This window comes from Bacillus sp. JK74, from assembly GCF_053663395.1.
In genome coordinates this window covers 818,825-841,012 of the sequence record NZ_JBSJQB010000001.1, presented here as the reverse complement: position 1 = coordinate 841,012, position 22,188 = coordinate 818,825, and the positions used below count along the sequence as shown (strand labels likewise).

Below are 22,188 nucleotides of genomic sequence, written 5' to 3'. Positions count from 1 at the left end.
CCACGGCATCCGCCTAACTTACAGGCGTAAAAAAAGCTTCAAAAGAAGGTGATCATGTTGCGGAACATACGGATTTTCATCATGACGGTTCTTGTTATCGGATGCGTCATGATAACAGGCTGCTCGCAAAAGAAAGCAGACGAACCCCCTTTTTATTACGGGACATGGGATGCGGGGCTGAAACCGGGCCCGATGGACGGGGTCAGATCTGAAACCGTTACGTTTACGAAAGACAGCGTGCTGACAAAGCAGGTCATTAAAGGCCGCGGCGAGGTTCCCATGCCCTCAGATGTTTACAAGGTGATCTCACAAAACACGGACGGAACGATCGAGATTGAATACCTCGGACATCCGCACCCCGTCAAAAGCACGTTGAAAAGAGGAAAAAACGATACGCTCATTTGGAAGATATACGGAGAAACAAAAACAATGACAAGAATAAAAACCGGCGGGGAGGATGCACATGAGAAATAAGGCTGCCGACAGACTCGTTTTGACGGGTGTCATCGTACATATCATTCAATGGTTTTCACTGTTATGGTTATTTTTTATGCTTTTTGATCAGTTCGGGCGTTTTACCATTTATAATCCCAATGTCGTCAACGGCAGCATGCAGTCTTTTTCATTCTTTGATATGATGCGCGCTCTTCTGTTTTCCGGCACGCTGCGGAATACGCTCCTGCTGTTTCTGTTTGCGGCGATGCTCATTTACTTATGGGTGAACGCTCTGTTTATCCTGCTGGAAATCGTTTCTTATATCATGATCAGGCGGAACAGCCGTTCATTATGGGCATACTTTCCCGCAGCGATGGGAATAAAGCTTGCCCTTCTGGACATAGCGGCCGTCCCTTTCTTTGCGGCGGGGCTGATGCTCTTGAAGCAGAAAACAGATGACGGCGGCGAACAAGCTGACAAGGGGAAAAGACGGCCCCGCATCCGGAGGCAGGCCCGGTATACGAAGAGAAGGCGGAGAAACTTGTCCGTTTGATTTTTCATTGAAACGAAAAAACGATATGATGAAAGCATAAGCAGAAAAGGATACAAAGGAGATGCAGGATGTACAAGTTAATCGCAATAGATATGGACGGAACACTATTAAACGATCATCATGAAGTGACGGCTGAAGTCCGCGGGGCGCTTGATGCCGCCAAAGCGGAAGGGGTCAATATCGTCCTGTGCACGGGACGGCCGATCGGCGGCGTGCGTCGGTATTTGGAAGAGCTGAATTTACAGGAAGAAGGCGACTTTGTGATTGCCTATAACGGCGCACTCGTCCAAAATACGTATACAAACGGTGTCGTGGCCGAGCAGTCATTAGGCTTTGAAGATTTGGAGTCGCTTTACGAGCTGAGCTTACAGCTGGATACCCCGATGCATTACTTTGACACAGCCAATCTGTACACGCCGAACCGGGATATCAGTGAATACACGGTTTACGAATCATATATCACGAAAGTGCCGCTTCATTTCCGCACGATCGATGAAGTGCCGAAGGATATTCTGATTCCGAAAGTCATGTTCATTGACGATCCGGACAAGCTGGAGAAAGCGATCGCTTCCATTCCGGAATCATTCAGGGAAACATACACAATGGTCAAAAGCGCGCCATTCTTCCATGAGATTCTTCATCCGAAAGTCAGTAAAGGAAACGCGGTCAAGCTGCTGGCCGAAAAACTCGGCATTGAACAGAAAGACGTCATGGCAATCGGCGATAACGGCAACGACATGTCCATGATTCAGTGGGCCGGCTGCGGTGTGGCAATGGCCAATGCCATCCCGGAAGTAAGGGAGATTGCTGATTTTGAAACGAAATCAAATAACGAACACGGCGTGGCGCATGCGATTCAGGAGCTTGTGCTGAAAAAATAGGCACCCCATCAGAGGGTGCTTTTTTACCGCGTGTTTTGGTGATATGATAAGCGGAGAGGGGAGGCGCGACATGGATCGTGAAAAACAGCAGCTCAGCATAGAAGCGGCAAAACTATATTATCAATCAGATTACAGCCAGCAGCAGATCGCCGAACGGCTTAATCTGTCACGCCCCACCGTTTCAAGGCTGCTTCAGTACGCAAAGGAAAAAGGGTATGTTCAAATTCGCGTCATGGACCCGTTTGAGGATCTGGACGAACTCGGCGCAAAGCTGGAAGAAAAATACGGGCTCCTTGAGGCGCACGTCGTCTTTTCTCCAAGCGACGATTACCAGGCCATTACACATTACTTAAGCCGCTATGGCGCAGACTATATGCATAAAACCGTAAAGGACGGCGATATACTCGGCGTAAGCTGGGGGACGACGATGTACCAGATCGCAAGCCGCATGGAGCCGAAGCAGGTAAAGAGCGTTGAAGTCGTGCAGCTGAAAGGCGGCATCAGTCATTCCAATGTCAATACGTATTCGTCAGAAACGATTCAGCTGTTCGCCGAAGCATTTCAGACCATGCCGAGGTATTTGCCGCTGCCGGTTATATTTGACAGCGCCGATGTGAAACAGATGGTCGAGCGGGACAGACATATTAAGCGGATCATTGAAATGGGCAGACAAGCCAATATCGCCCTGTTTACGGTCGGAACCGTCCGGGATGAGGCGCTGCTTTTCAGACTCGGCTATTTCCGGGAAGAAGAGAAACAATTGCTGAAAGCACGCGGAGTCGGCGATATTTGTTCGCGCTTTTTTGACGAGGCAGGCAGGATTTGCAGCAGCAGCATTAACGGCAGGACGATCGGAGTCGAGCTCAGCGACTTGAAAATGAAAGAGCGTTCGATTCTGGTGGCGGGCGGCAGCAGAAAATGCAAGGCCATTCACGGTGCCCTGAAAGGAAAGTACGCCAACGTTTTGATTACCGATCAGCATACGGCCAAAAAACTCATTCAAGAATTGTGACAATTCATGAACATAATTTCAATTACCAATTTACATATGTTCAAAATTCGGTTATTCTAAACGTATCCTAGGAAAAAGGAAGTGCATACAATGTCAATTGCAAGTCAAATAGACCATACTGCTTTGAAACCGCATACACAAAAAGCGGATATTTTACAACTGATAAAAGAAGCAAAAGAATATAAATTCGCTTCCGTTTGTGTGAACCCGACTTGGGTCAAACTCGCAGCGGAGGAACTGAAAGGCACGGGAGTTGACGTTTGCACCGTTATCGGATTTCCTCTCGGCGCAACGACATCGGAAACAAAAGCATTTGAAACGAAGGATGCCATCTCAAAAGGAGCCACTGAGGTGGACATGGTCATCAATATCGGCGCATTAAAAGACGGCGATGATGAAGCGGTTGAAGCTGATATCCGCGCGGTAGTTGAAGCAGCTGATAAAAAAGCGCTCGTCAAAGTGATCATCGAAACATGCCTTTTGACAGATGAAGAAAAAGAGCGCGCGTGCCGCTTAGCGGTATCCGCAGGCGCCGATTTCGTCAAAACGTCTACCGGTTTTTCTACAGGCGGGGCAACGGCTGAAGATATCGCTCTTATGAGAAAAACAGTCGGACCGGACATCGGGGTCAAAGCATCAGGCGGCATCAGAACAAAAGCTGATGTTGACAGCATGATCGCAGCGGGCGCGAGCCGGATCGGCGCAAGTGCGGGCGTCTCTATCGTGAGCGGCGGAGACAGCGGCAGCAGCGACTATTAATCAGCAGTGCGGAAGCCGAAAGCTTCTGCCATCCTCTTTCTTTGTTGATGCATAAAAAATTGTAAGCGAATACAAATAAAAGGAGAACACATATGAAGTATCTCATCGGAATTATCGGAATCATTGTGTTTTTAGGTCTTGCCTGGCTTGCCAGCAACGGCAAAAAAAGAATCAGAATCCGGCCGATCGCCGTCATGCTCGTGCTGCAGCTGATTCTCGGTTATATTCTCCTCAACACCGGTATCGGGAATTTTCTTGTCGGCGGTTTTGCAAAAGGATTTAACTACTTGCTGGAATATGCATCAGAAGGGATTAACTTTGTATTCGGCGGGCTTGTGAATGCGAAACAGACGACGTTCTTCATGAGCGTGCTTCTGCCGATCGTCTTTATATCCGCTTTAATCGGAATTCTGCAGCATTGGAAGGTCCTCCCCTTTATCACGAAGTATATCGGACTTGCGTTAAGCAAGGTGAACGGAATGGGGAAAATCGAATCTTACAACGCTGTCGCATCCGCGATTTTAGGGCAATCAGAAGTCTTTATCAGTTTGAAAAAACAGCTCGGTTATCTTACTGAACAGCGCTTATACACGCTTTGCGCGTCCGCAATGTCGACGGTCTCAATGTCGATCGTCGGTTCTTACATGATGATGCTGAAGCCTGAATACGTCGTGACGGCGCTTGTGCTGAACTTATTCGGCGGATTTATCATCGCTTCTATCATCAACCCGTACACCGTCAGCAAAGAAGAGGATTTGATCGTCGTTCCTGAAGAAGAAAAGCAATCCTTTTTTGAAGTGCTCGGTGAGTATATAATGGATGGATTCAGAGTCGCCGTTGTCGTAGCGGCGATGCTGATCGGATTTGTCGCACTCATTGCCCTGGTCAACGGCGTTTTTAACGCGGTTTTCGGCATTACATTCCAGGCGCTGCTCGGATATGTATTCGCGCCGTTTGCGTTTTTAACCGGTATTCCGTGGAATGAAGCGGTGAGCGCCGGAAGCATTATGGCGACGAAAATGGTATCGAATGAATTTGTGGCGATGCAGACGCTCTCATCCGGCGATTTCCATTTCAGCGCGCATACACAGGCAGTGGTATCTGTATTCCTTGTCTCATTCGCGAATTTCTCCTCTATCGGGATCATTACCGGTGCGGTGAAAGGGCTGCATGAAAAACAAGGAAACGTCGTCGCGCGGTTCGGGCTGAAGCTGCTGTACGGCGCAACGCTCGTCAGCTTCCTGACAGCGGCGATCGTCGGATTGATTCACTGAACATAAATGAAGGACAGGTGATAGATCATGAGAATGGTAGATCTTATTGTAAAAAAACAAAATGGAAAAGAACTGACAACAGAAGAAATTCAATTTTTCGTAAAAGGATACACGGACGGAAGCATCCCTGATTACCAGGCAAGCGCCCTTGCTATGGCGATTTACTTTCAGGATATGACGGATCAGGAGCGCGCCGATCTGACAATGGCGATGGTCAATTCAGGGGAAACGATTGATCTCTCCGCCATTGAAGGCATTAAGGTCGACAAGCACTCTACGGGCGGGGTCGGCGACACGACAACTCTCGTACTCGCTCCGCTCGTCGCGGCGCTCGGCGTTCCCGTCGCTAAAATGTCCGGCCGCGGCCTTGGGCATACGGGGGGAACCATTGATAAGCTGGAAGCGATCGAAGGCTTCCACGTGGAATTGTCAAAAGATGAATTCATCAAGCTTGTGAACCGCGACAAGGTAGCCGTCATCGGACAAAGCGGGAACTTGACCCCTGCCGATAAAAAGCTGTATGCGCTGCGTGATGTAACGGGTACGGTGAATTCCATCCCGCTGATCGCAAGCTCAATTATGAGTAAAAAAATCGCCGCCGGAGCAGATGCCATCGTGCTTGACGTCAAAACGGGAGCCGGCGCGTTTATGAAAACGGATGAAGACGCCGTGAACCTCGCCAAAGCAATGGTCCGCATCGGAAACAACGTCGGCCGCCAGACGATGGCCGTGATTTCTGACATGTCGCAGCCGCTCGGTTTTGCGATCGGGAATGCCCTGGAAGTACAAGAAGCCATTGATACATTAAGAGGGGAAGGGCCTGAAGACTTAAACGAACTCGTCCTCACGCTCGGCAGCCAAATGGTCGTATTGGCGAAAAAAGCTGAGACATTGGAAGAAGCGAGAACGAAGCTTCAGGAAGTCATGAAAAACGGCAAAGCGCTTGAAAAGTTCAAAGAGTTCCTGAGCAATCAGGGAGGAGACGCTTCCGTCGTTGACGAACCGTCCAAACTTCCGCAGGCGGCGTACAAAATTGACGTTCCGGCAAAAGAAGCGGGTGTCGTTTCAGAAATCGTCGCTGACGAAATCGGTGTCGCAGCGATGCTGTTAGGCGCGGGACGTGCGACAAAAGAGGACGAAATCGACCTAGCCGTCGGTATTATGCTCCGCAAAAAAGTCGGTGACAAAGTTGAAAAAGGCGAGCCGCTCGTCACCCTTTACGCCAACCGCGAAAACGTTGACGACGTGACCGCCAAAGTCTATGACAACATCCGCATCTCAGAAAAAGCGGCAGCGCCGAAACTGATTCATACGCTGATTACGGAATAACAGAAGAAAGGCACATACCTCATCAGTATGCGCCTTTTTTTTATGGCATGGTTTTATCCAAATGAATGTCACGGACGGATTGTTTCGGCTGTTTCTTTCTCAAAAAACGAATGAGATAGCACAGGATCATACAAGGAATTCCGCAGAAGAGGGCGATTCTTTGATTGGGATCAAATGCAAGGCCTACGCATGAAGCGAAACATAAGATCACAGCGGCGATCGGAACGAGAGGGTATAACGGTGTGCGGAAGGTCAGATCCGCGACGCGTCCGCCGTTTTTCACATAATGTTTTCGAAATAACAGCTGAGACAGGGCGATGCTCATCCACACCACGACGCCGGCAAATCCGGCTATTGCCACGAGCACTACGTAGACCGTGCCCGGGGCGGCGATGCTTGAGATCAAGGATATGCAGGAAACGGCCATGCTGGCGAGCAGGGCATTCAGCGGAATGCCTTTCGGCGTGACTTTTTTGAACCGGGCGCTGATCATGTTTTCATTCGCAAGAGACCACAGCATCCGGGTGGAAGCATACAGTCCGGAGTTGGCGACCGAAAGCAAAGCCGTTAAAATCACGAAGTTCATGATATCTGCGGCGTATGGGATACCGATCTGGGAAAAGACCGCGACAAACGGACTTTCAATCACACCGGCTTCCTTCCAGGAGATCAGTCCGGACAGCACAAAAATGGCGCCGATAAAAAAGATGACCGTTCTCCAGGCGACATTTCGGATCGAACGCGGAATATCTTTTGCCGGATTGGCGGTTTCACCCGCTGTAATTCCGATCAGCTCCGTCCCTGAAAAGGCAAAGCTTACGGAAATCATTGCGATGAAAACCGCAAGAAAGCCGTTCGGAAACAGTCCGCCGTGTGAGGTGAAATTCGACAGCATCGGAGCTTCACCCGAACCGTGCAATGAAATCAAACCGAACATCGCGGCGCCGCCTAAGATGATAAATAAAAGGATGGTGACGATTTTGACGCTGGAAAACCAAAACTCTGTTTCTGCAAACAATTTAACGGAGAATGCATTGGCGGCAAAAAGGAGAGCCGCGAAAATCGCGCTCCACATCCAGACGCTGCTGTGGGGAAACCAGCGCTGCATGAGGATACCGGAAGCTGTAAACTCCGATCCTACCGTCACCACCCAATTCACCCAATACATGATACCGACCATAAAACCCGTGGACGGCCCGATAAACGTTGTCGCATACGTTTGAAATGAACCGGTCACAGGCATGGCTACTGACAATTCTCCGAGACACTGCATGACAAGATACATCATCAAGCCGCCGATCAGGTAAGCGGCGATCGTCCCGCCCGGCCCGGCCTGGCTCAATGTATACCCTGTGCTCAAAAACAGCCCCGTGCCGATGACCCCTCCCAATGAAATCATAAATAAGTGCCTGCTTTTCATCGTGCGCTTTAGTTGATTGCCGCCTTGATCAACATCCATCGTGATCTCCCCCTTTTTGCGTGGCATGAGAATCTTCCGGCAGCCGAGAGCACGCGTGCCGGGTTTGACTTTAACGTGACAATTTAAATCCCTTCAATGCATGTAAAATGACGTGTGCGGCTGCCCTGCTTGTCATATCTCGAAAATCAAGTGTCGGATCAACCTCAACGATCTCAATACCCGAGATGTCAGCCTCCTGGGCTAAATACCTGACCGCCTGAAGCAGTTCCTCGGTATACAGGCCTCCGGGGCCGATCGCAGGACAGCCGGGCGCATGAGCTTGATCCAGCACATCCATATCAACCGAAATAAAAATGGCGTCGGCTCTTTTTTGAACGGCCGGTAAAGTGTCTTGTATCGTTCGGAGGAGCCCTTTCTCCCGGATCATCTCCATTGTATGCACGTCTGCCTGACGTTCTTTTACATATTGTTCATATGCCAAGCTGTTGCTGAACTCCCTGATTCCAAGCTGAATCAGGTTTTGTCCGCTTATGATGTTTTCATCTAACAGACGGCGGAATGGCGTACCGTTTGTCGGCCCTCCGTCTTCTGTGTTGCGGACGTCGTGGTGGGCGTCGAATTGAAAGACGGCCGTTGTTCCTTTCGTTTCCGCAATGGCTTTAATGGTGGAATAACTGATGGAGTTGTCGCCGCCGAGAATGACGGGCACCCAGTCAGGCTGGTCCGTCAGAATATCATAAATGGTCCGATAAATGTGTTCGTGAGATTTGACGACATCCGTGACGTGAATCTGAATATCGCCGATATCGTACAGATGGTCAATGACATGCTCCCGCAGCTCCGCGGAATATGCGGAAATGCCGCCGAGCGCCCGGCGGATCGCACCGGGTGCAAAGCAGGCGCCGGAATGGCTGATTGACGACTTAGAAAGCGGAACGCCGATCAAAGCCGGCCCTTTGATCGTTTGTCCCGCCCACGCTTCCGTCACATCGCCGATCCTTGTCACATGGCGGTCGTTGAAGAGGGAGCCGGCTTTTTGCAGAAACGGATACTTATCCAAGAGCGGCTCCCTCCCTTGAAACGACCGTCTTCCCGTTCTTGATAACACGGCGGACATGATTGACGCCGTAATGATACGGGATATACATGTAATTCGGCGCTTCCCAAATGACAATGTCAGCCGCCCGTCCGGCTTTAATTTGTCCGGCCTCTTCGCCTTTTCCGATCGCATACGCTGCGTTAACGGTGACAGCGTGCCAGATTTCTTCTGCAGTCATTTTTAAATGAAGCGCGGCAATTGACATAATGAGCTGGAGATTTTCCGTCGGTGAGCTGCCCGGGTTGAAGTCAGTCGCCAAACTGACCCGTACGCCCGCATCAATCATCTCCCGGGCTCTCGCATAAGTGTGTTTTCCGAGATAGAAAGTCGTGCCCGGCAGCAGGACGGCGATCGTTCCGGCCTCCGCAAGCTTTTCGATGCCTGCATCAGACGCCCCCACCAAATGATCGGCAGAAACAGCATGCAGCTCTGCCGCCAATTCCGCGCCGCCGAGCGGGTCAATCTCATCAGCATGGATTTTCAGGCCGAAACCAGCTTCAGCCGCCTTTTTCAGGTAGTCCCGTGACTGGCTGACGGTAAAGACGCCTGTTTCTGTGAAAATATCGGCAAATTGCGCAAGGCCTTTTTCTTTTATGTCAGGCAAAAGCTGCAGCATGCGATTCAGAAATTCGTCAGGGCTGTTCCGGTACTCAGGCGGAATGGCGTGTGCTCCCATAAAGGTCGTGACAAGGTCGACCGGCTGGCGCTCACCCAGTTTTTTCGCCGCGGTCAGCTGTTTCAGCTCCGTGTCTTTGTCGAGTCCGTACCCGCTTTTTACTTCCGCGGTTGTGATGCCGTATGACAGCATGCGTCCGAGGTGAAAAAGCCCTTTTTCAATCAGTTCTTCTTCGGAAGCGGCTTTCGTGTCTTTGACCGTTGACAAAATACCGCCGCCTTGCGCCAGAATATCCAAATAAGACATGCCCTGAATTTTTAAATTCAGTTCTTTTTCGCGGGACCCTCCGAATACAAGATGGGTATGGGGATCGACGAGGCCGGGGGTGACGAGCCGTCCCCCGCAGTCGATAATGTCTCTTGCCTCGTATCCTTTCTCCGCTCCTTGATGTCCGGCAAAAACAATGCGCCCGTCGTGAACGCCGATGACGGCATTTTCCGTGACATGAAGATCCTGCATGCTCCCGCCGGATCGGGGGCCGCCGGATTCCATCGTCAGCAGCTGGCCGATGTTGGTGAGTATGGTATCTATTTGTTTCGGCATGTTACCGCTCCTTTTTCATCGGTATCATAATGTCTTGTTCCTCGGCGACTTGAACCGCTTTTTCATAACCTGCGTCCGCATGGCGGATGATGCCCATTCCCGGATCGCTTGTCAGAACGCGGGAAAGCCGTTGTTCCGCAAGGATGCTGCCGTCAGCGACCGCGACCATTCCCGCGTGAAGGGAATACCCCATGCCGACGCCCCCGCCGTGGTGAAAAGAAACCCAGCTTGCGCCTGAGGCCGTGTTGATCAGCGCGTTCAGCACCGCCCAATCGCCGACCGCGTCGCTTCCGTCTTTCATCGCTTCTGTTTCCCGATTCGGAGAGGCGACAGATCCGCAGTCTAAATGGTCTCTTCCGATGACGATCGGGGCTTTCAGCTCGCCGTTTCTGACCAATTCATTGATGGCGAGCCCCATCTTTTCCCGTTCACCGTAGCCGAGCCAGCAAATACGGGACGGCAGGCCTTGGAACGTGACTTTTTTCTGCGCCATGTCAATCCAGCGGTGAAGGGCTTGATTTTCTGGAAACAGCTCTTTTAATAAAGCGTCCGTGCGGTATATATCTTCAGGGTCACCGGACAGCGCGGCCCAGCGGAACGGCCCTTTTCCTTCACAAAATAAAGGCCGGATGTAGGCCGGAACGAATCCCGGAAAATCAAAAGCATCGGCGAGCCCCTCATCTTTGGCAGCCTGGCGGATATTGTTGCCGTAATCAAAGACGACGGCACCTTTTTTCTTGAAGGCGAGCATGGCTTCCACATGCTTTTTCATACTCTGCTTGGAAAGCCTTACGTATAAATCAGGCTGATCCCGGCGCAGGCGGTCGGCCTCCTCAAGTGAGTATCCTGCCGGAATATAGCCGATCATCGGGTCGTGAGCGGAAGTCTGATCGGTCACGATGTCAATATGGACGCCGCGGTTCAAAAGCTCATGATGCACCTCTGCCGCATTGCCGAGAAGGCCGATCGATAAAGGTTCTCCGGCTTGTCTGGCTGTTTCGGCCCAGCGCAGCGCTTCGTCAATTGATGCGGTTTTCCGGTCGCAATAGTTTGTTTCTATCCGTTTATCAATCCGTGTTTCATCCGCTTCAACGGCGATGACGACGCCATCATTCATCGTGACGGACAGCGGCTGGGCGCCTCCCATTCCGCCAAGTCCGGCCGTCAGCGTAAGGGTTCCTTTCAGACTGCCGCCGAAATGCTGTCTCGCAAGCTCCGCAAAGGTTTCATAGGTGCCTTGCAAAATACCTTGTGAACCGATATAAATCCAGCTGCCGGCCGTCATTTGCCCGTACATCATCAGTCCTTTTTTCTCAAGGTCATGGAAATGCTCCCAATCCGCCCATTTCGGCACGAGAACCGAATTAGCCAGCAGGACGCGGGGCGCGCGGCTGTGCGTGCGGAACAGTCCGACCGGTTTTCCGGATTGGATCAGCAGTGTTTCATCATCTTTTAACGTTTTGAGGGAGCGCTCAATCGCGTGAAAAGCTTCCCAGTTTCGCGCGGCCTTGCCTATGCCGCCGTATACGATCAGATCCTCCGGCTTTTCGGCAACCTCCGGGTCAAGGTTGTTTCGGAGCATGCGGAGCACGGCTTCCTGCTCCCATCCTAAGCATTCAAGTTCGGTGCCGCGGCCGGCGCGGATTGATTTCTTTACATCAGTCATCTTGTAAGTCCCCCTTCATTGGTCATCAGTTTTCGGTGATGCTCATTCGGCAGAAAAGACTCCTTCTTCAGCCAGTCACTCAGATGCTCGATGTCATAAGAAAACACGCGGTCTTCTTGTATGGACGGCACGATGTTTCTCATTTCGAGATAGAGCTGTTTTGTGTACGAGGCGCAATGTTCCGCACCCCGGTATTCCACAGCCTGCAGCGCGCAAATGGCTTCAACGGCAAGCACCCGTCTCGTATTCGCGATGATCTGGTAGGCGTGCCTTGAGGCGATGGTTCCCATGCTGACGTGATCCTCCTGGTTTGCCGATGAAGGAATGGAATCGACACTGGCGGGATGGGCCAGGGTTTTATTTTCTGACACGAGGGAGGCCGCCGCATATTGCATGATCATCGCTCCGGATTGTAAGCCGGGCTGAGGGCTCAGAAAGGGCGGCAGGTCATTCAGCTGCGGATTCACAAGCCGTTCAATACGGCGTTCAGAAATATTCGCAAGCTCGGCCGCCGCCACTTTGAGAAAATCCATGGCAAAGGCGATCGGCTGTCCGTGAAAGTTTCCGCCTGAGATGATTTTGGCGCCGTCTTCGAAAATGAGCGGGTTATCTGTCGCGGCATTCATCTCAATTTCTAATTTTTCTTTTACATACGCTAATGTCTGCCATGATGCGCCGTGGACCTGAGGGATACAGCGGATCGAATAGGCGTCCTGGACACGCAGCTCCCCTTGGACGGTCGTCAGCTTGCTGTCTGACAAGTAATAGCGGATTCGCTCTGCGACATCCATCTGTTCCTGATATCCGCGGGCGGCATGAATGTCCTCGTCGAACGCATCGATAATGCCCTGAAGGCCTTCGATCGTTAAGCTCGCGATCCGTTCCGACTGATAGGCCAGCTTTTCGGCCTCGAGGTAAGCGATCAGTCCCATCGCGGTCATGGCCTGCGTTCCGTTGATCAGCGCGAGCCCTTCCTTAGAGGTCAGGATGGCCGGCTGAAGGTTTGTCTTTTCCAAAGCATGAGCTGCCGGCATCCGGGCCCCTTCGTAAAAGACTTCGCCTTGCCCGATAAGCGCCAGTGCGAGATGAGAAAGCGGCGCCAAATCTCCGCTCGCCCCCAGTGACCCTTGCTGCGGGATGACCGGGTGAATGCGATGATTGAGATACGCGAGCAGTTGATCAATCAGCTCAGTCCGCACGCCGGAAAAGCCTTTCAACAGGGCATTGGCGCGCAAAAGCAGCATGGCCCGCGATACAGATTCCGGAAACGGATCACCGACGCCGCACGCGTGAGAAAGAATCAGATTCAGCTGCAGATCCGCGGCGTCTTCTTTTTGAATCAGCACATCGCTGAACTTGCCGAACCCCGTCGTAATCCCGTAAATGGTCTTCTCTTCTTGAACGATCCGTTCAACCGCCGCCCTGCTTTTTTTCACACGTTCCATGCTTTCGGCAGATGCTTGAACCTCTTCAAAATCAAACAGCACACGCTGGGCATCTGCGGTTGTCAGTGAGGAACCGTCTAACGTTACCATCATTTCAACCCCTTTTTCTTTACTTTGGTAAAGCGCCCATACAAAAAGGAGCTATGCCATGAAAATGATGTTTCACGCATAGCCCCCTATCATCTGATATCTATGGGCTGATTCATATGTGATTAATTCCGACTCCGAATGTTTCGTGCTCAAGCCCCTTAATCGGAGCTCCGATCGTGCCGTAAAGGGAAACGGCGATCCAATCGCCTTCCGCCTCGCTTTCATACGGATTTCCCCGCAAGACGGCAAACTTCAGGCCCACGGTACGAAGCAGCGAGCCAAGCAGCATTTCGCCCCGCGTCACTCCGTGCAAAGCTTCCATTGTGGCATGATACAGCGCATGTGATTCGCGATAACCCTCAGATTGAATGACGCCGCTCTTTTTGGAAGCGGTTTCAATTGCAGCTACCACCTTATGCGCATCCATTGAACCCACCCTGCCGAGACAGACTTTCCAGCCGTCCCGTTCCAGCCGGCTGATCTGCTGGTTTTCTTCAGTCTCATGAAGCAGAAGAAGGACGGACAATCGCCCGATGCGGCGGTCTTTGTGTAAGGTCATATATGCTTCACTCAATTCTTAAATATTCTGATAACTAGTAACTGTTTTTTATATTAAGTGTTTGCGAATCAGAAGTCAAAACTTTTTTTCCAGTCTTTAACAAATCAGATTGCTATCGAAGTAAAGCGGTACATCGGGAAGCTGGCGCTGTTGATCACATATTTCCGCCATCCGCGTCATAAAATGGAGCGTTGTCTTGAAAGCGTTTTAAGAAAAGAAGAGAGCGAGGAGATTTCAGAAAATGAAAACCAGTTTCTTTCGTGTGTGTCTGGTCTCAGCAGCGGTTATCGGGTTCACTCTGCCGCAGGCAAAAGCCCAGCATCCGGTGTTTTCAGAGGTCAGCGTGCATGATCCGTCCGTCATCAAAACAGGCGATACATACTATGTATTCGGCTCGCATTTGGCTTCCGCCAAGTCGAAAAACCTGATGCAGTGGCAGCAACTGTCTTCAAGCGTCAATCCCAATAATCCCCTGATCCCGAACGTCTACTCCGAATTAAAAGAGACATTCGACTGGGCCCAGTCTGATACGCTGTGGGCGCCGGATGTGGCTCAGCTGGCTGACGGGAAATATTACATGTACTATAACGCCTGTAAAGGAGACTCGCCGCGATCCGCTCTCGGTGTCGCCGTGAGTGACAAAATCGAAGGACCCTACAAAAACAAAGGCATCTTTTTGAAATCAGGCATGGAAGGAAAAAGCGAAGACGGCACCACTTATAATGCAAACGTTCACCCGAACGTCGTAGATCCGCAAACGTTTTTTGACCATAAAGGCAAGCTCTGGATGGTGTACGGCTCTTACTCCGGCGGAATTTTCATACTGGAAATGAATCCGAAAACCGGTTTCCCGCTCCCGAACCAAGGATACGGAAAAAAACTGCTCGGCGGAAATCACAGCAGAATCGAAGGCCCGTACATCAGCTACAATCCGGAAACGAAATATTACTATCTGTATCTGTCATTCGGCGGACTTGACACAGCCGGCGGTTACAATATGCGTGTGGCGCGCTCCAAAAATCCGGACGGTCCGTACTATGACGCCGCAGGTCATAACATGCTTGATGCTAAAGGAAAAGACGGCAGTTTCTTCGATGACAGAGCAATTGAACCGTACGGGGTTAAACTCATGGGCGGCTACAGCTTCGCCTCACAATCTGAAAAAGGCACGGGCTACGTCTCACCGGGACACAACTCCGTGTTTTACGACGGGAAAACGAAACGATCATACCTCATTTTCCACACCCGTTTCCCGAACAGAGGAGAAGAGCACGAAGTCAGAGTGCATCGGCTGTACATGAACAAAGACGGATGGCCCGTTGCAGCGCCGTACCGCTACGCGGAAGAACCGGATACACACATATCGGCAGCCGCCGCATCCGGATCCGGAGCCTACAAACTCATCCAGCACGGAAAAGACATTACAGCTACGATCAAAACCCCAAAAAACATCTGGCTTAACAACGACGGCACCATTTCCGGGGAAATGACCGGAACCTGGACAATAACGGACAGCAGCAAAGCCCGAATCAACCTGAATGGCACAAATTATGACGGCGTCTTCCTGAAAGAATGGGACTCAGCGAGAGAGAAAGAAGTTGTAACGTTTAGTGTGCTGAGCGGTGATGGGGAGGCTGTTTGGGGTGTGAAGTGAAAAAGCACCTACTCCAGTTTGGAGGGTGCTTTTTTCTTGCTAATTAGGAGAATGACCTTCTGTTGCTTTTAATAAACCATTTGAATTATGATGGACTCAACCTCTATCGTTTACAGTGAACAGTATAAAATTGATAATAAAAATATGAATACATACCTAAGAAAAAACGAAAGGAAGTTTAATTTTGAAAAAAACAATAAAAGTAGCCGCCGCAGTTATACAAAATGAAAACAATGAAATTCTATGCGCTCTACGTTCTCCAACAATGTCTCTTCCTAATCTGTGGGAGTTTCCTGGTGGAAAGCTTGAAGAAGGGGAGAATGCTCGGGAAGCACTTGTAAGAGAAATTGAAGAGGAACTTGATTGTAAAATTGTTGCGGGCGATGTGATAGCTGATATTCATCATGAATATGAGAAGGTCATCGTCAATTTAATTTCAATAAAAGCGAAGATTGTATCAGGGAAGCCGGTAGCAAAAGAGCATGCGGAATTCAGATGGGTGCCTATTCGTGAGCTAGAATCACTAGAGTGGGCACCCGCTGATCTTCCGACCGTATCTGCTTTAATTCGTTAAATCCACATACAAGTTTTCTGGGACAGGCTGATGGAGCTTCCATTTGACATTCATTGGCTTGTCTCCGTGGCTTGATACGTAATCCGCTTCTCCTAAATAAATAAATGGTAAAGTGATGTTGTGCATTTCAGTGAATTTCCTCACAAATAAATGAATATGATATCCTTTTTCCTTATGGTGAATAAAGTTTTGCCCTACGCTTGATGTATGTGAGGTTTGGTTTTGACTTTGCCAGTGAAAATGGCTAGGATCAATAAAATAATCTTTATATAGCAAATGATCGTCTACTTTTTCTGACTTATTCAAATTGATAAAGATTAAATAGTGATTTTTAACTCTACGTACACCCTCTCGCCAAGTCCCTTCCTGATCAGTTGACTGAAAAAGATAAATGAGCTCATTTCTTGTATAGGTCTGATACAATGTTAGCTTAATCTCTTTTGAAGCAAGGGCTTCTATATTGTTCATGCGTCTAAATTCAATCAGTCCATAGTGGACGCGCTCCTTAATATACGGTCCGAATAATGGATCGGTTAAAATCTCGCTTACTTCTGGATCTAACTTGAATGTATCACCTTGTAATGTACCAAAGCGCCAATTCTGTTTTTGATCTGATTTCGTTAAACGCTCCATTGCTCGCTGAATGAGGTCATCATGTGTATCTGTTGTGGTTTGAATATGAAACTGTTTTTCTAACGATTCTTTTACATCTTCTATTGTGATGATATTTTTGTGAAAACCGCTCTGTAAAATTAACCATTCATAAGGCCATTTAATAGGTAATTGCTGTTCTAATTTTGCTACTATCCCTACAACCAAGGGGTTATTGAGAATCCCTTCATCTGTAACATTCAAATCGTCCATTTTCTTTTTGGTCTGTACCCACGATTTGTATTTCTTTATAAAAAAGGTAAGCCCAGGTGCCTGTTCAGAGTATAGAAAATCAATTAATTCTGGAGAGCGCCCTAGCTCTTGTTTAAATTGCTTATATAACGTTTTCAGCATGGCATCTGAATTTAGTTTAATATGATCGATCTTATTTAAAATTTCTTTCTTCGTTACGGCTGAAAGGTCAACATAAGATCCTCCAGGTAAATCTGAAAACTCATGCGTCACGGCCACTCGGAGGGAATCTTTATCAAAAGATTTTTGGCTTGTTTGTCCAGATAGTGCGAGTGGAATAACGAATGACTTTTGATAGTTTCCGATAAAATCCAGTATCGTTACAAACTCTTTGTCGTCAGTTTTTCTAAGTCCCCGTCCTAATTGCTGAATGAAAATCGTTGGTGATTCTGTTGGTCTAAGGAACAATAGTAGATTGAGCTTTGGAATATCTATTCCTTCGTTGAAAATATCTACTGTAAATATAAGTTCTAAACTGTGGTGCGGATCCTCCAATTGACGAATGACCTCTTGTCTTTTTGCAGGAGAATCATTTCCTGTTAAGTAAGTTGTATAAAAGCCCAATTTATTAAATTCATCACTCATGTATATTGCGTGTTCGACGTTTGTACAGAAACCTAAGCCAACCATTTTCTCGCCGTGGAATCCATACATGTTGATCATCTTGATGATATATTCTACTCGTTTATGCGTTTTTAAATGATCGACTAGCGATTTCTCTTCGTACAGTCCATTTTTCACTTTTACTTTTTCGTAATCTACAGTATGATCTGAAATTCCAAAATAGTGAAAGGGCGCAAGTAGCTCTGCCTTTAGGGCATCGCGGAGTCTAATTTCGTAAACAACATTATGATCACAAATCTGAAGCACATCTTTACCGTCAAGACGCTCTGGTGTTGCGGTTAAACCTAATAAAAACTTTGGTGTAAAGTAGTTTAATACAGCTTGATAGGTAGATGCTTCTGCATGATGGAATTCATCAATCACAATGTAGTCAAACTCATCTGTTGAAAAAGATTCCAAAGTATCTTTTTTATGTAACGTTTGTACAGTGCTAAATAAAAAACGCTTATCTCTTTCTTTTTTCGTGCCAGTCAATAAGCCAAAATCTTCATGATTATTTGTGACTTTCTTGAATGTTTCGATTGCTTTTGAAAGTAACTCTTCCCGGTGGGCAAGAAAAAGATATTTATTTGGTTTAAATTGCTCAAAATCAAATGCTGCTAAAAATGTTTTTCCGGTTCCAGTGGCGGCGATGATGACTGCTTTTGTCTCCCCTTCGTTTCTTGTTTTTTTAAGGTTTCGTAATGCTTCCTTTTGCATGGAATTCGGGGACATTTTCGTTTTGTAAAGAGAGTTTTGAGCAGCAAAGGAAGCACTTACCTTTTGGCTTCCAGCTTGGAATTCCTCATAGGCTTGTAAAAATTGTTCGTCAACAGGCTGTGTCTTTTCATTCCAAACAGTGTCAAACAAATCTTTTGTTTGTTGATAAACGGGGAGATATCTGGTTTCAGGTAGTCTCACATTTAACTCATACCCAGTCGTAAGGGCAGCTTGTGATAGATTTGAAGATCCTACAATGACACTATGCTGTCCAGAACAGCGTTCAAATAAGTATGCTTTCGTATGGAAAGATTTTTTATATTCATTTACAATTCTCAACTCAACATTTTCAAATTGAAGAAGATGTCTTAACGCCTTCGGTTCTGTAATACCCATATAGGTAGATGTAATGATGCGTACAGGGACATGTCTTTTAGCAAGCTCCTGAAGCGGAGGGATCAAAAGCTGAACACCAGACCACCTTGTAAAACTAACCATAAAGTCTACCCGATCCGCCGTTAACATTTCGTGTTTTAATGCTTTGAAAAAGTTATCATGAGTTTGATGATTTCCTAGCAGTTTCAGACGATGTAGAGAAAATTCCTCTGAAATAGGAAGTTCCATTTCATTTAAACTAAAAAGCACTGTGGAAAGTGGTAATGAAAAATTCGTATGTTGTCCAAGCTGAGAGGCAACCTTCTCGCTCAGCTGAATCGCTTGTTCATATTGATCTTGATCCACAAGTGTTTGAAATGTCTCGCTCAGTTGTTTTGCCGTATGTAAAGTCAAAACCTCTGCATATTCTTTTGGGCTGACCGGTTGAATGCGATGTGATGTTGGATAAAGTTTTTGTTGTTGCTGAATTTCCTCATGGAAGCCTCTATGATTTCTCATCATAATCTCCTTTTTTATATCAATAATTCCATTTTATCACTACTTTTACCAATAGGTAATACTGAAAAAGAAGAGAATAAAGTCCTATTTATTAAGCGCTTAAAAAATAACGCTGAGGTAGTTTGGTTTGGTATAAAGACGTCATCGCCACAAACGGAGAAAGTCTGTAAGCGCAATGTTCCGGAGAAAGCCGGCAAAATTGACATTCAGCAAAGAGAGGAGGACAATAAAAGCAGAAAGGCGGGATTCATATGTTTAAAAAAATTCTTGCAGCAGTAGACGGTTCAGACATGAGCAGCAAAGCTTTGGACGCAGCGATCCATCTGGCGAAAGAACAGCAGGCTGAACTCACCATTCTCTATGCGGGACGTGAAGCCGTTGTCTCCACATCAGCCTTAACAGGGATTGTCTATGTTCCGGAAAACTTCATTGAAGACATCAAACATGAAGTCGAGCAAAAAGGAGCGGCCATTCTGGAAGAGGCCAAGCAGAAAGCGGCTGAAAGCGGGGTAAATGCGGAAAGCCTATACGTCCAAGGCGAACCTGCGCATCAAATTTTAAACATAGCGAAAGAACAGCATTTCAATCTGATTGTCGTCGGAAGCCGCGGAATCAGCGGATTTAAAGAAATGATGCTCGGAAGCGTGAGCCATAAGGTCTCACAATTGTCTCCTTGTCCTGTACTGATCGTTCATTAAACAGAAGACCCTGCTGATGCGGGGCTTTTTTTAATGAGAAAAGACCGCCGTCTTTCGAAAAATAGGATGAAATCTTCCTCTGAATCAAGTAAAATGGCTGTTAGTATTTGTCTGAATAAACAGTCAATGATATGGGGGAAGCGAATCAATGCAAGCTGAACAAACATCAAATGCCGTCATCAAAATGGTCATTTCCATGGTCATTTTCGGATCAATCGGCTTTTTCTCGGAACATACGAATGTGCCTTCAATTGAACTGGTCTTTGTGAGATGTCTGTGCGCCTCATTGTTTCTGGGCGTTTGCTGGTTTGGTTCCGGACGGTATCGCACCGAACAATGGAACCGGCGTGAGGTGCTGCAGACACTGGCCTGCGGATTTTTTCTCGTGCTGAACTGGGTGTTTTTATTTAAATCATTTGAGGAGACATCAGTGACGATAGCGATTTCCGTTTATCATCTGGCTCCGGTTCTCGTCCTTCTTCTAGGGAGCCTTATATACCGGGAGAAACTGCATATTGTGTCCGTCACTTCCATCGTGATTTGTTTTCTGGGCACCGCCCTGATTTCCGGCATCAACGGAAGTACATCATTTTCTCAGCTGATGGGATCGGGTATTATTTGGGCCGTGCTGGCCGCCCTTTTTTACGCCTTTACGACACTGGCCGGGAAAGGCATCAACAGTCTCAGTCCATATGCGGTCACCTGTTTGCAGACCGGGTTGGGCGTTATCATTCTTCTCCCGTTCGTCCGTTTCGGCGCTTTTTCTGATTTGTCGCATGTGAACTGGATCATGATTGTGTCAACCGGTATCATTCATACGGGAATTGTGTATTTGCTCTTTTTTGACAGCTTGCGGTTTTTATCCACCCGGTTTATTTCAATCATCGTATTTCTTGATCCGGCGGTGGCGATTGTGCTTGACACCGTATTTACGGGATTTCGCCCCGACCTTTATCAATCTTTGGGGATTGTGATGATTTTTGCGGGGATGGCGCTGTCCTTGATTCGAAAGCAAAAAGCCGTGCCGGCGGAAACTCAGGCAGACAGCACCCGTATATAGGCGGCCGTATCGGCTGCTTTTTTTGTTTTGGGGCTTTTCAGCCATAACGAAAAAGCAGACAAACAGATCATGGAAAAATAGGATAGTAATTGTATAATACTTCATGTGTTTACAATTTAAGAGATTAAAGGAGTGAAGGGCATGAAAAAGAAGACGCGTCATCTCGCTTTCTTGGCTGCACTCGGCTTTGCGCTTTGTCTGGCCATTGTATGTTCCGCATCCAAGCAGGCAGAAGCGGCAGCGGCTTATCCGGATGTGATGCAGGGACTTACCGGATTCGCTGGCAATGCGAAGGATCATAACGGAAAAGCAAAATCCGCCGTATCGGGAGGCCAGGGCGGCCCCGTCGTCTACGTCAGCAATCTCAATGATCTGAAAAACAATGCGGGCGGAACGGACCGCAAAACCATCGTCATCACAAGTGATATTTCTTCCCCGGGTAAAGCCGTTGTGACAGTCGGCGCCAATAAAACCATCGTCGGCTCTTATACCAGCCACAGGCTGACCAACATCTATCTGACCACCGGCTCCGGCTCAAACAATGTGATTTTCAAAAATCTCATTATCAGCCATAATGCCGCCATTACAGGCAACAACGACATTCCGATGTACATAGCGAACGGACAGAATTACTGGATTGACCACGTGTGGTTTGAAGGACACAGCTACAATCCGACCAGCCACAGCGATTTGGGAAAGCTTCTGTATGTCGGCGCCAAAGCGGATTTTGTGACACTGTCTAACTCTAAATTCACAGACCATCTGTACGGCCTGATTCTCGGTTATCCGAATGATGATAACGAAGGACGCAATTATATCGGCTATCCGCATATGACGATCACCAACAACTATTTTAATAACGTCTATGTGCGTTCACCGGGCCTGATGAGATACGGCTATTTTCACGCAAAAAACAACTATGTGACCAATTTTAATTTAGGATTCACCATTCATACAAACGCGACTGTCTTCTCAGAAGCCAACTATTTCGGTAACGGAAATGAAAAAGGCGGAATGATAGACGACTACGGGACGGCCCAATTCACCGACATCGGTTCATTCCCGTCGCTCAAAGCCCCGAAATCACCGCGCACCGGCTGGAATCCGAGATCAAATTACAGCTACGGCACGTTTTCAGCCCAGGACGCCAAAAACTTCGCCCAATCCTACGCGGGAGCGCAAAATACAAATCTCCGCTATCCATAATACGAAAAACCGCCGGCAGCCGGCGGTTTTTTTATATGAATAAAAGGTTCAAAATTCCTATAATCCTTAAAATAACCTTAAATACCTAGGAAAATATTGATAAACAATTTCAATAATATTACTATTGTTAAGCCT

The 22,188-nt window shown here is 48.0% G+C and carries 19 protein-coding genes; 12 read left to right on the top strand and 7 right to left on the bottom strand.

Going from position 1 to position 22,188, the window contains the following annotated elements:
* Nucleotides 1-54: 54 nt before the first annotated feature.
* The 7 genes from ACWJJ5_RS04205 (at nt 55) to ACWJJ5_RS04175 (ending at nt 6,243) form a co-directional block, all read left to right on the top strand.
* Nucleotides 55-474, top strand: coding sequence for a lipocalin family protein (locus tag ACWJJ5_RS04205; protein ID WP_060673806.1), 420 nt, complete (start codon nt 55-57; stop codon nt 472-474).
* Complete coding sequence (locus ACWJJ5_RS04200) at nt 464-988, top strand: hypothetical protein (protein ID WP_014306122.1); 525 nt, start codon at nt 464-466, stop codon at nt 986-988. The genes ACWJJ5_RS04205 and ACWJJ5_RS04200 overlap by 11 nt, the downstream gene beginning before the upstream one ends.
* A gap of 68 nt (nt 989-1,056) precedes the next feature.
* Nucleotides 1,057-1,869 carry a sugar-phosphatase gene (yidA, locus tag ACWJJ5_RS04195; protein WP_071392479.1) on the top strand — a complete coding sequence of 271 codons (813 nt, stop codon included), beginning with the start codon at nt 1,057-1,059 and terminating at the stop codon, nt 1,867-1,869.
* Nucleotides 1,870-1,939: 70 nt separating this feature from the next.
* Nucleotides 1,940-2,881, top strand: coding sequence for a sugar-binding transcriptional regulator (locus ACWJJ5_RS04190; RefSeq protein ID WP_060673809.1), 942 nt, complete (start codon nt 1,940-1,942; stop codon nt 2,879-2,881).
* A 90-nt stretch (nt 2,882-2,971) separates the two neighbouring features.
* A complete protein-coding gene (gene deoC / locus ACWJJ5_RS04185; RefSeq protein ID WP_004393277.1) occupies nt 2,972-3,640 on the top strand; it encodes a deoxyribose-phosphate aldolase in 669 nt (222 codons plus the stop codon).
* A gap of 92 nt (nt 3,641-3,732) precedes the next feature.
* Complete coding sequence (locus tag ACWJJ5_RS04180) at nt 3,733-4,914, top strand: NupC/NupG family nucleoside CNT transporter (RefSeq protein WP_004393280.1); 1,182 nt, start codon at nt 3,733-3,735, stop codon at nt 4,912-4,914.
* A gap of 27 nt (nt 4,915-4,941) precedes the next feature.
* Nucleotides 4,942-6,243: a pyrimidine-nucleoside phosphorylase gene (locus tag ACWJJ5_RS04175; RefSeq protein ID WP_102422091.1), complete on the top strand. Its 1,302-nt coding sequence runs from the start codon at nt 4,942-4,944 to the stop codon at nt 6,241-6,243.
* A gap of 40 nt (nt 6,244-6,283) precedes the next feature.
* On the opposite strand, the gene ACWJJ5_RS04170 is transcribed toward ACWJJ5_RS04175, so the two are convergent.
* From ACWJJ5_RS04170 to hutP, 6 genes are all read right to left on the bottom strand, one after another.
* Nucleotides 6,284-7,702 (bottom strand): amino acid permease, encoded by a 1,419-nt coding sequence (locus tag ACWJJ5_RS04170; protein WP_004393284.1) that lies wholly within the window; start codon nt 7,700-7,702, stop codon nt 6,284-6,286.
* 70 nt (nt 7,703-7,772) lie between these two features.
* On the bottom strand, nt 7,773-8,723 hold the full coding sequence (gene hutG, locus ACWJJ5_RS04165; RefSeq protein ID WP_173612905.1) for a formimidoylglutamase: 951 nt from the start codon (nt 8,721-8,723) through the stop codon (nt 7,773-7,775).
* Nucleotides 8,716-9,981, bottom strand: a complete 1,266-nt coding sequence (hutI, locus tag ACWJJ5_RS04160; RefSeq protein WP_454022221.1) for an imidazolonepropionase — start codon at nt 9,979-9,981, stop codon at nt 8,716-8,718. Before hutI ends, hutG begins: the two co-directional genes overlap by 8 nt.
* 1 nt (nt 9,982) lies before the next feature.
* Nucleotides 9,983-11,647: a urocanate hydratase gene (hutU, locus tag ACWJJ5_RS04155; RefSeq protein ID WP_102422090.1), complete on the bottom strand. Its 1,665-nt coding sequence runs from the start codon at nt 11,645-11,647 to the stop codon at nt 9,983-9,985.
* A complete protein-coding gene (gene hutH / locus ACWJJ5_RS04150) occupies nt 11,644-13,182 on the bottom strand; it encodes a histidine ammonia-lyase (protein ID WP_198863412.1) in 1,539 nt (512 codons plus the stop codon). Before hutH ends, hutU begins: the two co-directional genes overlap by 4 nt.
* A 112-nt stretch (nt 13,183-13,294) precedes the next feature.
* Nucleotides 13,295-13,741: a hut operon transcriptional regulator HutP gene (gene hutP / locus ACWJJ5_RS04145; protein ID WP_004393292.1), complete on the bottom strand. Its 447-nt coding sequence runs from the start codon at nt 13,739-13,741 to the stop codon at nt 13,295-13,297.
* 241 nt (nt 13,742-13,982) lie between these two features.
* On the opposite strand from hutP, the gene ACWJJ5_RS04140 reads away from it, so the two are divergent.
* Nucleotides 13,983-15,395: a glycoside hydrolase family 43 protein gene (locus ACWJJ5_RS04140; protein ID WP_454022220.1), complete on the top strand. Its 1,413-nt coding sequence runs from the start codon at nt 13,983-13,985 to the stop codon at nt 15,393-15,395.
* 184 nt (nt 15,396-15,579) lie between these two features.
* Nucleotides 15,580-15,969 carry a (deoxy)nucleoside triphosphate pyrophosphohydrolase gene (locus ACWJJ5_RS04135; protein WP_007407807.1) on the top strand — a complete coding sequence of 130 codons (390 nt, stop codon included), beginning with the start codon at nt 15,580-15,582 and terminating at the stop codon, nt 15,967-15,969.
* Here ACWJJ5_RS04135 and ACWJJ5_RS04130 read toward each other — a convergent pair.
* Nucleotides 15,958-19,089 carry a DUF3427 domain-containing protein gene (locus ACWJJ5_RS04130; protein ID WP_454022219.1) on the bottom strand — a complete coding sequence of 1,044 codons (3,132 nt, stop codon included), beginning with the start codon at nt 19,087-19,089 and terminating at the stop codon, nt 15,958-15,960. The genes ACWJJ5_RS04135 and ACWJJ5_RS04130 overlap by 12 nt on opposite strands.
* A 251-nt stretch (nt 19,090-19,340) precedes the next feature.
* Between ACWJJ5_RS04130 and ACWJJ5_RS04125 the strand changes: the two genes are divergently transcribed.
* The 3 genes from ACWJJ5_RS04125 to ACWJJ5_RS04115 all read left to right on the top strand — a co-directional run bounded on the left by ACWJJ5_RS04125 (nt 19,341) and on the right by ACWJJ5_RS04115 (nt 22,053).
* Complete coding sequence (locus ACWJJ5_RS04125) at nt 19,341-19,787, top strand: universal stress protein (protein WP_039253283.1); 447 nt, start codon at nt 19,341-19,343, stop codon at nt 19,785-19,787.
* A gap of 148 nt (nt 19,788-19,935) precedes the next feature.
* Complete coding sequence (locus ACWJJ5_RS04120) at nt 19,936-20,847, top strand: DMT family transporter (RefSeq protein ID WP_070082594.1); 912 nt, start codon at nt 19,936-19,938, stop codon at nt 20,845-20,847.
* A 141-nt stretch (nt 20,848-20,988) separates the two neighbouring features.
* Nucleotides 20,989-22,053 (top strand): polysaccharide lyase family 1 protein, encoded by a 1,065-nt coding sequence (locus ACWJJ5_RS04115; protein ID WP_454022218.1) that lies wholly within the window; start codon nt 20,989-20,991, stop codon nt 22,051-22,053.
* Nucleotides 22,054-22,188: the final 135 nt, after the last annotated feature.